The following is a 12999-nucleotide window of genomic DNA, read 5'->3' as shown; positions in this document are numbered from 1 at the left end:
GCAGCCTAGCAGCTGCCTTTTACCTTTTTGAAGAATTTGTAATTCGGAGGGCTACACTGTGACACGTAAAACTCCTATTGCGCGCTATCGTAACATCGGTATCTGTGCACACGTTGATGCTGGTAAGACAACGACTACTGAGCGTGTACTTTTTTATACCGGCTTGTCGCACAAAATCGGTGAAGTGCACGATGGTGCTGCCACTACCGACTGGATGGTGCAGGAGCAGGAGCGTGGTATCACGATCACTTCTGCTGCGGTAACCACATTCTGGAAAGGTATGGCGGCTCAGTTCGATGAGCACCGCATTAATGTTATCGATACTCCCGGGCACGTAGATTTCACCATTGAGGTGGAGCGTTCATTGCGTGTACTGGATGGTGCGGTGGTTGTGTTGTGTGGTTCTTCAGGTGTTCAGCCTCAAACAGAAACTGTATGGCGTCAGGCTAATAAGTATGAAGTGCCACGCATTGTGTTCGTCAACAAGATGGACCGGACTGGCGCTAATTACCTGCGCGTTGTTGAGCAGTTAAAAACTCGCTTGGGTGCTAATCCCGTTCCGTTGCAGATGACTATTGGTTCGGAGGATCAGTTCAAGGGTGTTGTTGATCTGGTCAAGATGCAGGCGGTCATCTGGAATGAAGCTGACCAAGGTATGACCTTCGAGTATACCGCTATCCCTGCTGACCTTCAGGAGGTCTGCGATAAATTGCGCGAGCAATTGATCGAGGCGGCTGCGGAATCATCCGAAGAGCTAATGAATAAATATCTGGATGGCGAAGAGCTGACAGAGCTTGAGATTAAGGCGGGCATCCGTGCGCGCACCTTGGCAAATGAAATCATTCCGGTTATCGGTGGCTCTGCCTTTAAAAATAAAGGTGTTCAGGCGATGCTGGATGCAGTTATTGAATACCTGCCGGCGCCGACCGAGGTTAAAGCTATTGAGGGTGTGCTTGAAGATGGTGAGACGGTTGCTGTTCGTGAAGCAAATGATGATCAGCCCTTCTCCGCATTAGCTTTTAAAATTGCCACCGACCCCTTTGTTGGTACCTTGACGTTTTTCCGCGTTTACTCCGGCAAATTGAATTCAGGGGATACGGTTTATAACCCTGTTAAGGGCAAGAAAGAGCGTGTTGGTCGGATGGTGCAGATGCATGCAAACCAGCGTAACGAAATTAAGGAAGTGTTGGCGGGTGACATTGCTGCCGGCATTGGCTTTAAAGACGTAACGACGGGCGACACGCTGTGTGATATGGAGAATGTTATTACGCTTGAGCGTATGGATTTTCCTGAGCCAGTTATTCACGTGGCGGTGGAGCCAAAGACCAAAGCTGACCAGGAAAAAATGGGGGTAGCGTTGAGCAAGCTGGCTCAAGAAGACCCATCTTTCCGTGTGAAGACCGACGAAGAAACAGGTCAAACGATTATTGGCGGTATGGGTGAGTTGCACCTTGATATTATCGTCGATCGTATGCGCCGCGAGTTCAACGTGGAGGCTAACATTGGTAAGCCGCAGGTTGCGTATCGCGAGGCGATTCGTAACAAGTGTGAAATTGAAGGTAAGTTCGTGCGGCAGTCAGGTGGTCGCGGTCAATACGGTCATTGCTGGATTCGTTTTGAGCCGGGTGCTGATGCTAATGCTGAAGGTCTTGAATTTGTTAACGAGGTTGTTGGTGGTGTGGTTCCGAAGGAATACATTCCGGCAATTCAAAAAGGTATTGCCGAGCAAATGCAAAACGGCGTTTTGGCCGGATATCCGTTGCTTGGTTTGAAGGCGTCTGTGTTTGATGGTTCTTACCATGATGTTGACTCCTCCGAAATGGCCTTTAAAATCGCTGCCTCCATGGCTACTAAGAGACTTGCGCAGCAGGGTGGTGCGGTGCTTCTTGAGCCGGTTATGAAGGTTGAGGTGGTAACTCCTGAAGAAAATATGGGTGACGTGGTTGGTGATCTAAATCGTCGTCGCGGCATGATTCTGGGGATGGACGAAGGTCCAATGGGTAAGATTGTTAACGCCGAAGTTCCGTTGGCAGAGATGTTTGGGTACGCAACTTCCTTGCGCTCTGCAACTCAGGGGCGTGCAACTTACACGATGGAGTTTCTGAAATATTTTGAGGCTCCTCGCAATGTTGCTGAAGAGGTGATGGCGAAGAGCAAGGTTAGAGACGTCGAATAATTCACCAGTTGAATTTTTTTAGAGGAATAAGAAAGTGGCTAAAGAAAAGTTTGAACGTAACAAGCCCCACGTCAACGTGGGCACCATTGGTCACGTTGACCACGGTAAAACCACACTGACTGCAGCGCTGACTCGCGTATGTGCAGAGACCTGGGGTGGTGCAGCGGTAGCCTTTGATGGTATCGATAACGCACCGGAAGAGAAGGCGCGCGGTATTACCATTAATACCTCGCACGTAGAGTATGACTCACCCACACGTCACTACGCACACGTCGACTGCCCAGGCCACGCCGACTATGTAAAAAACATGATCACTGGCGCTGCCCAGATGGACGGCGCGATCCTGGTGTGTGGCGCCACTGACGGCCCGATGCCACAAACCCGTGAGCACATCCTGCTGTCCCGTCAGGTAGGTGTACCTTACATCGTGGTATTTCTGAACAAGGCTGACCTGCTGGCAGAAGACTGCGGTGGTGTAGGCACTGACGAATACAACGAAATGCTGGAACTGGTTGAGATGGAATTGCGTGAGTTGCTGAGCAACTACGACTTCCCGGGTGATGACACCCCGATCATTGCCGGTTCAGCCCTGATGGCGCTGAATGGCGAAGATGACAATGCCCTGGGTACCAGTGCAGTGAAAAAACTGGTTGAGTCTCTGGATGCGTATATTCCTGAGCCGGTTCGTGCGATTGACCAGCCCTTCCTGATGCCGGTAGAAGACGTGTTCTCTATCTCCGGTCGCGGTACTGTGGTAACCGGTCGTGTAGAGCGTGGCGTGATCAAGGTTGGCGAAGAGATCAACATCGTTGGTCTGAAAGACACCACCAAGACCACCTGTACCGGTGTGGAGATGTTCCGCAAGCTGCTCGACGAAGGTCGCGCTGGTGAGAACGTGGGTGTGTTGTTGCGCGGCACCAAGCGCGACGAAGTGGAGCGTGGCCAGGTGTTGTGTAAGCCAGGTTCAGTAACGCCGCACACCAAGTTCCAGGCAGAGGTGTACGTTCTGTCCAAAGAAGAAGGTGGTCGTCATACCCCGTTCTTCAAAGGCTACCGTCCACAGTTTTACTTCCGTACTACGGACGTAACGGGTGCATGTGAGTTGCCGGAAGGTGTTGAGATGGTTATGCCGGGTGACAACATCCAGATGGCGGTTACCCTGATTCACCCGATTGCGATGGAAGAAGGTCTGCGCTTCGCGATTCGTGAAGGTGGTCGTACTGTCGGTGCTGGTGTGGTAGCCAAAATCGTTCAGTAATAAGCTTTTCTGATGTTAAAAAGGCGCCTCACTTGAGGCGTCTTTTTATTTGGAAGTTTGGTTGGTGCAATCCTATAGCTCTGCTCGATTAACTTGATGGTAGCGATAGGCTAAGGGCGGTTGTGGTGAGGGTGATATGGTGCCTCTTGGTTTTGCTGGGGCTAATCCTTTCGCAATAACGGCGCCGGTTTGTGCCTGTTAGGCTTGTGCTGATAAATATCTATATCTTTTTAATTATCCCTGTTGACAGCCTGTGTGCTGATCATTAAGATTGCGCCTCCTTTTGCTGGGGTGCTTTCTGCGTCAGCAAGCAAGGTTGTTCTTTAATAACATTTGGAGTTCGGTTCACATGCAGAATCAACGCATTCGGATTCGCCTGAAGGCTTTCGATCACAAGCTTATCGACGCCTCTACTCAAGAGATTGTTGAAACAGCAAAGCGTACAGGTGCTCAGGTTCGTGGTCCGATTCCGCTGCCGACTCGTAAAGAGCGCTTCACCGTATTGATCTCTCCGCACGTCAATAAAGATGCGCGTGATCAATATGAGATTCGTACACACAAGCGTTTGCTGGATATTGTTGAGCCTACTGAAAAAACTGTAGATGCCTTGATGAAGCTGGATCTGGCTGCAGGTGTTGAAGTTCAAATTAGTCTCGGCTAAGTAAATGTTTTAAGTCTTGTCGCATAGGGTGGCAAGACTGTGTAACGCTCTGAAATGGGCGGCCATAGCGGGTAAAAGCCCCGTACACTAAGAGGTTAGTAAAATGACGATTGGTATTGTCGGCCGCAAAAGCGGTATGACTCGCATATTTACCGATGATGGTTTATCCATTCCTGTCTCTGTGATTGAGGTTGAGCCCAATCGCGTCACTCAGGTTAAAAGCGTAGAAACCGACGGTTATTCTGCTGTGCAGATTACTCTTGGTTCTCGTCGCTCCTCCCGTGTTACCAAATCTGAAGCAGGTCACTTCGCTAAAGCAAATGCTGAAGCGGGTCGTGGTTTGTGGGAATTGCGTAACGACTCTCAAGAAGCTTTCGAAGTTGGTGCTCAAATTACTGTTGAGTCATTCGCGGCTGGTCAGAAGATTGATGTTACAGGCACTTCTAAAGGTAAGGGTTTTGCCGGTACCGTCAAGCGTTGGAACTTCGGTATGCAGGATGCCACCCATGGTAACTCGCGTTCTCACCGTGTTCCTGGTTCTATAGGCCAGTGTCAAACCCCGGGTCGCGTCTTCAAAGGCAAAAAAATGACTGGTCATATGGGTGCTGAGCAGGTGACTGTTCAGAATCTGGAAGTCGTTCGTGTCGACGTTGAGCGTAATCTGCTTTTGGTCAAGGGTGCTATTCCTGGTGCGCCAGGTGGCGATGTGATTGTGCGTCCGGCAGTTAAAGCGCGCAACAACGCTTAAGTATCCGAGAGGAATCGACGATGGAATTAAATATTGTTACACCCGGCGGCGCTAAAGGTACTTTGAGTGTATCTGAGGTGGCTTTCGGTAGAGAGTTTAATCAGGATCTGGTTCATCAGGCTGTTGTTGCTTATATGGCTGGTGCTCGTCAGGGGACTAAGGCGCAGCTGACTCGTGCCGAGGTTTCCGGTGGTGGTAAAAAGCCTTGGCGTCAAAAGGGTACTGGTCGTGCGCGTGCGGGTACTATTCGTAGCCCAATATGGCGTTCAGGTGGCGTTACCTTCGCTGCCAAGCCGCGCAACCATGAGCAAAAGTTAAATAAGAAAATGTATCGTGCAGCATTGCAGTGCATTTTGTCAGAGCTGAATCGTCAGGATCGTTTGGTTGTTGTTGAGAGTTTTGATGTCGATGCTCCCAAAACCAAAAGTCTTGTTCAAAAGTTGGCTCAATACGATTTGTCTGAAGCGTTGATTGTGACTGAGGAAATGAGTGAAAACTTATTCCTTGCTTCGCGAAATCTGCATAAGGTTGATGTTCGTGATGTTCAGGGTGTTGATCCTGTAAGTCTGATTCGCTTTGACAAGGTAATCGTCACTGTTCCTGCTCTGAAAAAATTTGAGGAGATCCTGGGATGAACCAAGAGCGCCTATATAAAGTGTTGCTAGGTCCAGTGGTTTCTGAAAAAGCTGCCGCTGCTGGTGATGCTAGCAATCAAGTCGTCTTCAAGGTGCTTGCAAGTGCAAGTAAGCTTGAAATTAAAGCCGCCATTCAGGCGCTGTTCAACGCTAAGGTTGAAAGTGTGCGTGTGTTGAATGTGAAGGGCAAAACCAAGCGTACCCGCTACGGAGTTGGCACAAAAAGCGATTGGAAAAAAGCTTATGTGCGTCTTGAGCAAGGTCAAGAAATCGACTTTGCGGTAGCTGAGTAAGGGGATTGTTGCAATGGCTATTGTAAAAAGTAAACCAACCTCGCCCGGTCGCCGCTTTGTCGTCCGTGTGGTTAATCCTGATTTGCATAAGGGTGAACCCTACGCGCCGTTGTTGGAAAAGAAATCTAAAAGTGGTGGCCGCAATAATGCTGGTCGTATCACTACCCGTCATGTCGGTGGTGGTCATAAGCAGCATTATCGTGTGGTAGATTTTCGTCGCAATAAAGACGGCATTCCGGCAGTGGTAGAGCGTATTGAGTACGATCCCAATCGTACGGCCTATATCGCCCTCGTATGCTATGCGGATGGTGAGCGTCGCTACATCATTGCGCCAAAAAGTTTGGCTGCCGGTGACAAAATTGAGTCGGGTGATGCAGCTTCTATTAAGGTTGGCAACACTCTGCCAATTCGCAATATCCCGTTGGGTAGTGTTGTTCACTGTGTCGAGCTTAAGCCTGGTAAAGGTGCGCAGATAGCTCGTTCAGCGGGTGCGTCTGCTCAGTTGGTTGCTCGTGAAGGTGCTTATGCCACTTTGCGCTTGCGTAGTGGTGAAATGCGCAAAGTGTTAAGTGAGTGTCGCGCTACATTGGGCGAAGTTTCCAACAGCGAACACAACTTGCGTTCACTGGGTAAGGCGGGTGCTACTCGCTGGCGTGGTGTACGTCCGACTGTGCGCGGTGTTGCGATGAACCCGGTTGATCACCCGCACGGCGGTGGTGAAGGTCGTACCTCTGGTGGTCGTCACCCGGTTTCACCATGGGGTATCCCAACGAAGGGTTACAAAACGCGCAAAAACAAGCGCACCGATAAGATGATTGTTCGTCGTCGCGACAAGAAATAGCGTCGACTTAACAGCTGAGTGAGGAAACAACAGTGCCACGTTCACTGAAAAAAGGTCCTTTTATCGATCTTCACCTGATTAAGAAGGTCGAAGCAGCGATCGCAGGTAATGATCGTCGTCCAATTAAAACCTGGTCGCGCCGTTCCATGATTATGCCGGAAATGGTGGGTTTGACTCTGGCTGTTCATAATGGGCGTCAACACGTGCCGGTCCTGGTCAACGAAGAAATGGTTGGTCACAAACTTGGCGAATTTGCAGCTACCCGCACGTATCGTGGTCATGCTGCAGATAAGAAAGCTAAAAAGCGCTAAGCGCTAAAAGTGCCTACGAGGTAATACGATGGAAGTATCAGCAAAACTTAGCGGTGCTCGTCTGTCGGCGCAGAAAGCGCGTTTGGTAGCCGATCAAATTCGCGGTAAAGGCGTTGAAGACGCTCTTGATATTCTGGCCTTCAGTACTAAGAAGGGCGCAGCAATTATTAAGAAAGTGCTCGAATCTGCAATTGCAAACGCAGAGCATAACGAAGGCGCTGATGTTGACGAGTTGAAAGTGTCGACAATTTATGTGGGTGAAGGCACCAGTTTGAAGCGCATTAAACCGCGCGCCAAAGGCCGTGCTGACCGCATTGTTAAACGCACTTGTCACATCACCGTTAAAGTAGCCGACTAGTAAGAGAGCAGGCGTTATGGGTCAGAAAGTACATCCGAACGGTATTCGTCTGGGGATCATCAAAAAGCATACTTCTGTTTGGTATGCCGATGGCACCCAGTACGCCGACAAACTGAATATAGACTTGAAAGTACGTTCGTACATTCAGGAAAAACTTGCCAGTGCATCTGTTAGCCGCGTTGATATTGAGCGTCCGGCCAATACTGCAAGAATTACAATTCATACGGCTCGTCCGGGAATTGTGATCGGTAAGAAAGGCGAAGATGTTGATAAATTGCGCGCTGAAATCAGCAGGCAAATGGGCGTGCCCGTACATATCAACATCGAAGAAATTCGCAAGCCTGATCTGGATGCGGCTCTGGTAGCACAAAGCGTTGCTCAGCAGTTGGAGCGTCGCGTGATGTTTCGCCGTGCGATGAAGCGCGCTGTGCAAAATGCTATGCGCCAAGGTGCTGAAGGTATCAAAATCCAGGTGGGTGGTCGCTTGGGTGGTGCCGAGATTGCTCGTAGTGAATGGTATCGTGAAGGCCGTGTGCCGTTGCACACGTTGCGTGCAGATATTGATTACGCAACAGCCGAAGCCAGCACTACCTACGGCATCATCGGTGTAAAAGTATGGATTTTCAAAGGTGAAGTTATCGGTGAAGTAGTTGAAACCGAAACTGCATCCAAGAAAAAACCTGCAAAAGCCAAGTAAGGAGTACGCAAAATGTTACAACCAAAGCGTACAAAGTTTCGCAAGCAAATGAAAGGCCGCAACCGCGGCTTGGCCCAGCGTGGCTCCAAAGTGAGTTTTGGTGATTTTGGCTTGAAAGCAACTGGTCGCGGTCGCATTACTGCTCGTCAAATCGAGGCAGCTCGTCGTGCGATGACCCGTCACGTTAAGCGTGGTGGCAAAATCTGGATTCGTGTATTCCCGGATAAACCAATTACTGAAAAGCCCTTGGAAGTTCGTCAAGGTAAAGGTAAGGGTAACGTGGAATACTGGGTGGCACAAATTCGTCCTGGCAAGGTTCTTTATGAAATGGATGGCGTGAGCGAAGAGTTAGCTCGCGAAGCCTTCTCTCTTGCAGCGGCTAAATTGCCTATTTCAACAACATTTGTAAAACGTTCGGTGATGTGATGAAAGCTTCAGAACTCCGCGAAAAGTCCGTCGAAGAACTGAATGGCGCGCTGTTGGCTCAGTTAAAGGAACAGTTCAAGTTGCGTATGCAAGCTGCTACTGGTCAGTTGGGTCAATCTCATTTGCTGGCGAAAACTAGAAAAGATATCGCCCGCATCAAGACAGTGCTTAAACAAAAGGCAGGTAACTAACGATGACTCAGGCTACTAACCAGGCTCGTACATTGACCGGTAAGGTCGTTAGCGACAAGATGGATAAAACCATCACTGTGCTGATTGAGCGTCGTGTGAAGCATGAAGTTTATGGCAAGTACACGACCAAGTCATCAAAGCTGAAAGCTCACGACGAAAACAATGAGTGCAAAATTGGCGACGTTGTTACCGTTGCTGAGTCTCGTCCACTGTCAAAAACCAAGACTTGGACTTTAGTCAATATTGAAGAGCGCGCTACAGAGATCTAAATGATCTCGGCGACTTTATAAGTTTCGGAGACGGACGATGATTCAAACAGAAAGTTACTTAGATGTTGCTGACAACAGCGGTGCTCGCCGTGTCATGTGCATCAAGGTTCTTGGCGGCTCCCACCGTCGCTATGCATCCGTGGGCGATATCATCAAGGTTACCGTAAAGGAAGCAATTCCTCGCGGTAAGGTGAAGAAGGGCCAAGTAATGAAGGCAGTTGTCGTGCGCACCAAAAAAGGTGTTCGTCGACAAGACGGTTCATTAATCAAGTTTGACGATAATGCTGCCGTACTGCTGAACAACCAGGATGCTCCGATTGGTACCCGTATTTTCGGACCGGTAACTCGTGAGTTACGTGGCGAGAAATTTATGAAAATCATTTCTCTTGCTCCTGAAGTACTTTAAGTAACCAGGCCAAGCAGAGAATCGAGGGCAGACAAATGCGTAAAATTAAACGTGATGACGAAGTGATTGTTATCGCCGGTCGCGACAAGGGCAAGCGTGGGAAGGTATTACGCGTATTGGCTGAAGATCGTTTGATTGTTTCAGGCATTAACATGATCAAAAAGCACCAGAAACCAAACCCTCAATTGGGAGTGGCTGGTGGGATTGTTGAGAAAGAGGCCTCCATTCATGCTTCTAACGTTGCCATTTTTAACCAGGCAACTAAGAAAGCTGATCGCGTCGGCTTCAAGATCCTTGAAAATGGCGACAAAGTTCGTGTTTTCAAATCCAATGGCGAAGCCGTAGGGGCGTAATTAGACATGGCTAGGCTCAAAGATCTATACAGCAAAGAAATCGCCCCCAAACTCAAAGAAGAGTTGGGCTTGGCGAATGTAATGGAAGTGCCTCGCATTACCAAAATCACCTTGAATATGGGTGTGGGTGAAGCGGTAGGTGATAAAAAAGTGCTTGAGAACGCAGTTAATGACTTGATCAAGATTGCTGGTCAAAAAGCTGTCGTAACCAATGCGCGTAAATCAATCGCAGGCTTCAAGATTCGTGATGGTTGGCCGATCGGTTGTAAAGTAACTCTCCGTCAAGAGCGGATGTATGAGTTTCTGGACCGCCTGATTTCTGTTGCTATCCCACGCATTCGTGACTTCCGCGGGATCAGCCCAAAGCAGTTTGATGGTCGCGGTAACTTTTCTATGGGCGTTACCGAGCAAATTATCTTCCCGGAAATCGACTACGACAAGGTTGATAAGCTCCGTGGTTTGGATATTTGTATTACTACCACTGCGCGGACAGACGAAGAAGGTCGTGCGCTGCTGAAAGCGTTCAACTTCCCGTTCAAAGGCTAAGGGTTAAGTCATGGCTAAGAAATCTATGATTGCGCGTGAAGTCAAGCGTGCACAGATCGAGAAAAAATATGCGGCTAAGCGCGCAGAACTGAAGGCGGCGATCGTTAACCCGTCGTCGACTGAAGAGCAAGTGTGGGAAGCGCAAATTAAACTGCAAAAAATGCCTCGTGATGCTAGCAAATCTCGTCAGCGCAATCGTTGTCGTGTAACTGGTCGTCCTCATGGCGTTTATCGCAAATTCGGCTTGTGCCGTCACAAATTGCGTGAAGCAGCCATGCGCGGTGATGTCCCCGGCTTGGTTAAAGCCAGCTGGTAAGCCTCGGCTTAATATTAGGAGCAGAATCTGATGAGCATGCAAGATCCGTTGGCAGATATGCTGACCCGCATTCGCAATGCGCAACAAGTGGGTAAAGCAGCTGTAACCATGCCATCTTCCAAGTTGAAGATCAGCGTGGCAAAAGTACTCTCTGATGAGGGTTACATTAATGGTTTTTCTATTAGCGAAGGTGCTAAACAAGAACTGACCATTGACTTGAAATATTTTGAAGGTAAGCCAGTAATTGCTGAGCTTGACCGCGTAAGCCGTCCTGGCTTGCGTAATTATGCCGGTAAAACTGCAATTCCTACCGTTCGCGGTGGTTTGGGAATCGCAATTGTTTCTACCAGTAAAGGTGTAATGACTGATCGTGCTGCTCGTGCCGCTGGCGTGGGTGGCGAAGTCCTCTGCACAGTATTCTAATTGGGAAATCGTCATGTCACGAGTTGCAAAAAGTCCGGTTGAAGTACCCGCCGCAGTGACTGTAAGCCTTAAGGGCCAAAGTCTCTCTATTAAAGGTGGCAAAGGTACGTTGGCGCTCGAAGTTCACCCGAATGTTGAAGTTAAACAGGACAATAACGTCCTGACCTTCGCACCTCGGGATGGTGCCAAGCAGTCAGATGCATTAGCAGGAACAACCCGCGCATTGGTCAGCAATATGGTGATCGGTGTCAGTCAAGGGTTTGAGAAAAAACTGACGCTTGTTGGTGTTGGTTATCGTGCTAAAGCAGAAGGTAACACTGTAAACCTGTCTTTGGGTTATTCAAATCCCGTTAATTACTCTCTGCCTGCAGGTGTAACGGTGGAAACCCCAAGCCAGACTGAAATTGTACTTAAAAGCGCTGACAAGCAATTGCTGGGTCAAGTTGCTGCTGAGATCCGTTCTATTCGTGCACCAGAGCCATATAAAGGTAAAGGTGTTCGTTATTCGGATGAGCAAGTACTGCGTAAAGAAGCCAAGAAAAAGTAGGGCCTAGGTTATGAGCGATAAGAAGTTATCTCGTCTTCGCCGTGCGCGCCGTGCCCGTGCAAAGATTCGTGAATTGAATATCACCCGTCTGGCGATTCACCGTACACCGCGTCATATCTACGCGCAAGTTATTGCAGAAGATGGCGCAAAAGTGTTAGTAAGCGCTTCGACGCTTGATACAAGTTTACGTAGCGGCAAAACCGGCAACGTTGATGCTGCGAAAGCCGTTGGCGCTCTGATTGCTGAGCGCGCCAAAGCTGCCGGTATTACCCAGGTCGCATTTGATCGCAGTGGTTTCAAATACCACGGCCGTGTCAAAGCTCTGGCTGATGCTGCGCGTGAAGGTGGACTGGAATTCTAAAGGTTAAGATATGGCTTACTCCAAGAAAGAAGAAGACAACAACGAAGGCTTGCAAGAAAAGCTGGTACAAGTTAATCGTGTTGCCAAAACTGTTAAAGGTGGTCGTATCTTTGCTTTTACTGCGCTGACTGTCGTTGGTGATGGTAATGGCAAGGTCGGCTTTGGTCGCGGAAAAGCGCGTGAAGTACCTGTGGCTATCCAGAAGGCGATGGAAGCAGCACGCCGGAATATGATCAGTGTTGAGCTGAACGGAGATACCTTGCAGTACCCAACCAAGGGGCGTCATGGTGCTTCAAAAGTTTATATGCAACCTGCTTCGCAGGGTACCGGTGTCATTGCCGGTGGTGCGATGCGTGCAGTTTTAGAAATTGCGGGCGTTCAGAACGTATTGGCGAAATGCTATGGCTCAACCAATCCGGTGAACGTTGTTCGTGCAACCTTTGACGCGTTAAAGACGATGGCTTCTCCCGATGCTGTTGCAGCAAAACGCGGTAAAAGTGTTGAAGAGATTCTGAACTAGTCGATAGTTATCGATTACTTGATAGCGGAATATCATCATGGCTAAGAAAATGATTAAGGTTACTCAGATAAAGAGCACGGCTCACCGTCTGAAGAACCATCAGGCTTGCGTAAAAGGCTTGGGCCTGCGCCGTATCGGCCATACTGTTGAAGTTGAAGATACTCCTTCAGTGCGTGGCATGATTAATTTGGTAAATTATCTGGTTAAGGTAGAGGGAGAGTAAGATGCGTCTTAATACGCTAAGCCCCGCCCCCGGCAGAATTCGCGAGAAAAAGCGTGTTGGTCGTGGTATCGGTAGTGGCCTGGGTAAAACCGCAGGTCGCGGCCATAAAGGTTTGAAATCTCGTTCAGGTGGCTCCGTCAAACCAGGTTTTGAAGGCGGTCAAATGCCGCTGCAGAAGCGTTTGCCGAAGTACGGTTTCACATCTCGTATCAGTCTTGTTACTGCTCAGGTTCGTTTATCTGAGCTGAATCTGGTTGACGGTGATGTAGTTGATTTGGAAACTCTGAAGCAAGCTGATGTTCTTAATGCGAATATCAAGCGCGCCAAAATTTTTGCTTCTGGCGAGTTGAAAAAAGCAGTTACAGTGAAAGGCTTATCTGTGACTAAAGGTGCTAAAGCGGCTATCGAAGCTGCTGGCGGAAAAATCGAAGAATAAAAGA

The 12999-nt window shown here is 49.0% G+C and carries 23 protein-coding genes; all 23 read left to right on the top strand.

Translation table 11 applies throughout. The features are described from left to right. The first annotated feature begins 58 nt into the window (after positions 1-58). A complete protein-coding gene (gene fusA / locus CBR65_RS09130) occupies positions 59-2176 on the top strand; it encodes an elongation factor G (protein ID WP_087466571.1) in 2118 nt (705 codons plus the stop codon). Between the two features lie 34 nt (positions 2177-2210). Further along, entirely contained in the window at positions 2211-3434 is a 1224-nt protein-coding gene (tuf, locus tag CBR65_RS09125) for an elongation factor Tu (protein WP_087466570.1), read from the top strand. A 349-nt stretch (positions 3435-3783) separates the two neighbouring features. Then, positions 3784-4095 carry a 30S ribosomal protein S10 gene (gene rpsJ, locus CBR65_RS09120; RefSeq protein WP_007644456.1) on the top strand — a complete coding sequence of 104 codons (312 nt, stop codon included), beginning with the start codon at positions 3784-3786 and terminating at the stop codon, positions 4093-4095. A gap of 103 nt (positions 4096-4198) precedes the next feature. Next, positions 4199-4843, top strand: coding sequence for a 50S ribosomal protein L3 (rplC, locus tag CBR65_RS09115; RefSeq protein WP_087466569.1), 645 nt, complete (start codon positions 4199-4201; stop codon positions 4841-4843). Positions 4844-4863: 20 nt separating this feature from the next. After that, on the top strand, positions 4864-5478 hold the full coding sequence (gene rplD, locus CBR65_RS09110; RefSeq protein WP_087466568.1) for a 50S ribosomal protein L4: 615 nt from the start codon (positions 4864-4866) through the stop codon (positions 5476-5478). Beyond that, positions 5475-5771: a 50S ribosomal protein L23 gene (rplW, locus tag CBR65_RS09105; protein ID WP_087466567.1), complete on the top strand. Its 297-nt coding sequence runs from the start codon at positions 5475-5477 to the stop codon at positions 5769-5771. Before rplD ends, rplW begins: the two co-directional genes overlap by 4 nt. 13 nt (positions 5772-5784) lie before the next feature. Next, on the top strand, positions 5785-6612 hold the full coding sequence (gene rplB / locus CBR65_RS09100) for a 50S ribosomal protein L2 (RefSeq protein WP_087466566.1): 828 nt from the start codon (positions 5785-5787) through the stop codon (positions 6610-6612). A gap of 32 nt (positions 6613-6644) precedes the next feature. Next, on the top strand, positions 6645-6923 hold the full coding sequence (gene rpsS / locus CBR65_RS09095; protein WP_087466565.1) for a 30S ribosomal protein S19: 279 nt from the start codon (positions 6645-6647) through the stop codon (positions 6921-6923). A 28-nt stretch (positions 6924-6951) separates the two neighbouring features. Then, positions 6952-7281 (top strand): 50S ribosomal protein L22, encoded by a 330-nt coding sequence (gene rplV / locus CBR65_RS09090; protein WP_087466564.1) that lies wholly within the window; start codon positions 6952-6954, stop codon positions 7279-7281. Positions 7282-7297: 16 nt separating this feature from the next. After that, the gene (gene rpsC, locus CBR65_RS09085) at positions 7298-7978 is read left to right on the top strand and encodes a 30S ribosomal protein S3 (protein WP_087466563.1); all 681 of its coding nucleotides are present in this window, start codon (positions 7298-7300) and stop codon (positions 7976-7978) included. Between the two features lie 12 nt (positions 7979-7990). Continuing rightward, on the top strand, positions 7991-8404 hold the full coding sequence (rplP, locus tag CBR65_RS09080) for a 50S ribosomal protein L16 (RefSeq protein ID WP_087466562.1): 414 nt from the start codon (positions 7991-7993) through the stop codon (positions 8402-8404). Further along, entirely contained in the window at positions 8404-8595 is a 192-nt protein-coding gene (gene rpmC / locus CBR65_RS09075) for a 50S ribosomal protein L29 (protein WP_087466561.1), read from the top strand. The genes rplP and rpmC overlap by 1 nt, the downstream gene beginning before the upstream one ends. Positions 8596-8597: 2 nt before the next feature. After that, positions 8598-8864 carry a 30S ribosomal protein S17 gene (gene rpsQ, locus CBR65_RS09070; RefSeq protein WP_087466560.1) on the top strand — a complete coding sequence of 89 codons (267 nt, stop codon included), beginning with the start codon at positions 8598-8600 and terminating at the stop codon, positions 8862-8864. Between the two features lie 37 nt (positions 8865-8901). After that, positions 8902-9270 carry a 50S ribosomal protein L14 gene (gene rplN, locus CBR65_RS09065; protein ID WP_087466559.1) on the top strand — a complete coding sequence of 123 codons (369 nt, stop codon included), beginning with the start codon at positions 8902-8904 and terminating at the stop codon, positions 9268-9270. A 35-nt stretch (positions 9271-9305) separates the two neighbouring features. Continuing rightward, entirely contained in the window at positions 9306-9623 is a 318-nt protein-coding gene (rplX, locus tag CBR65_RS09060) for a 50S ribosomal protein L24 (protein ID WP_087466558.1), read from the top strand. Between the two features lie 6 nt (positions 9624-9629). Further along, positions 9630-10169, top strand: coding sequence for a 50S ribosomal protein L5 (gene rplE, locus CBR65_RS09055; protein ID WP_087466557.1), 540 nt, complete (start codon positions 9630-9632; stop codon positions 10167-10169). A gap of 10 nt (positions 10170-10179) precedes the next feature. Continuing rightward, on the top strand, positions 10180-10485 hold the full coding sequence (rpsN, locus tag CBR65_RS09050) for a 30S ribosomal protein S14 (RefSeq protein WP_087466556.1): 306 nt from the start codon (positions 10180-10182) through the stop codon (positions 10483-10485). A gap of 30 nt (positions 10486-10515) precedes the next feature. Further along, positions 10516-10908, top strand: coding sequence for a 30S ribosomal protein S8 (gene rpsH / locus CBR65_RS09045; RefSeq protein WP_087466555.1), 393 nt, complete (start codon positions 10516-10518; stop codon positions 10906-10908). Positions 10909-10921: 13 nt separating this feature from the next. After that, positions 10922-11455, top strand: a complete 534-nt coding sequence (gene rplF, locus CBR65_RS09040; protein ID WP_087466554.1) for a 50S ribosomal protein L6 — start codon at positions 10922-10924, stop codon at positions 11453-11455. Positions 11456-11465: 10 nt separating this feature from the next. Next, positions 11466-11816 (top strand): 50S ribosomal protein L18, encoded by a 351-nt coding sequence (rplR, locus tag CBR65_RS09035; RefSeq protein ID WP_087466553.1) that lies wholly within the window; start codon positions 11466-11468, stop codon positions 11814-11816. Positions 11817-11826: 10 nt separating this feature from the next. Beyond that, on the top strand, positions 11827-12336 hold the full coding sequence (rpsE, locus tag CBR65_RS09030) for a 30S ribosomal protein S5 (RefSeq protein WP_087466552.1): 510 nt from the start codon (positions 11827-11829) through the stop codon (positions 12334-12336). Between the two features lie 37 nt (positions 12337-12373). Continuing rightward, positions 12374-12559: a 50S ribosomal protein L30 gene (rpmD, locus tag CBR65_RS09025; protein WP_087466551.1), complete on the top strand. Its 186-nt coding sequence runs from the start codon at positions 12374-12376 to the stop codon at positions 12557-12559. A 1-nt stretch (position 12560) separates the two neighbouring features. Next, positions 12561-12995, top strand: a complete 435-nt coding sequence (gene rplO, locus CBR65_RS09020) for a 50S ribosomal protein L15 (RefSeq protein ID WP_087466550.1) — start codon at positions 12561-12563, stop codon at positions 12993-12995. Positions 12996-12999 lie beyond the last annotated feature (4 nt).

Source organism: Cellvibrio sp. PSBB006 (genome assembly GCF_002162135.1).
Classification (GTDB): domain Bacteria; phylum Pseudomonadota; class Gammaproteobacteria; order Pseudomonadales; family Cellvibrionaceae; genus Cellvibrio.
The sequence above is the reverse complement of the archived record's forward strand: the minus strand, read 5'-3'. Positions and strand labels throughout refer to the sequence as shown.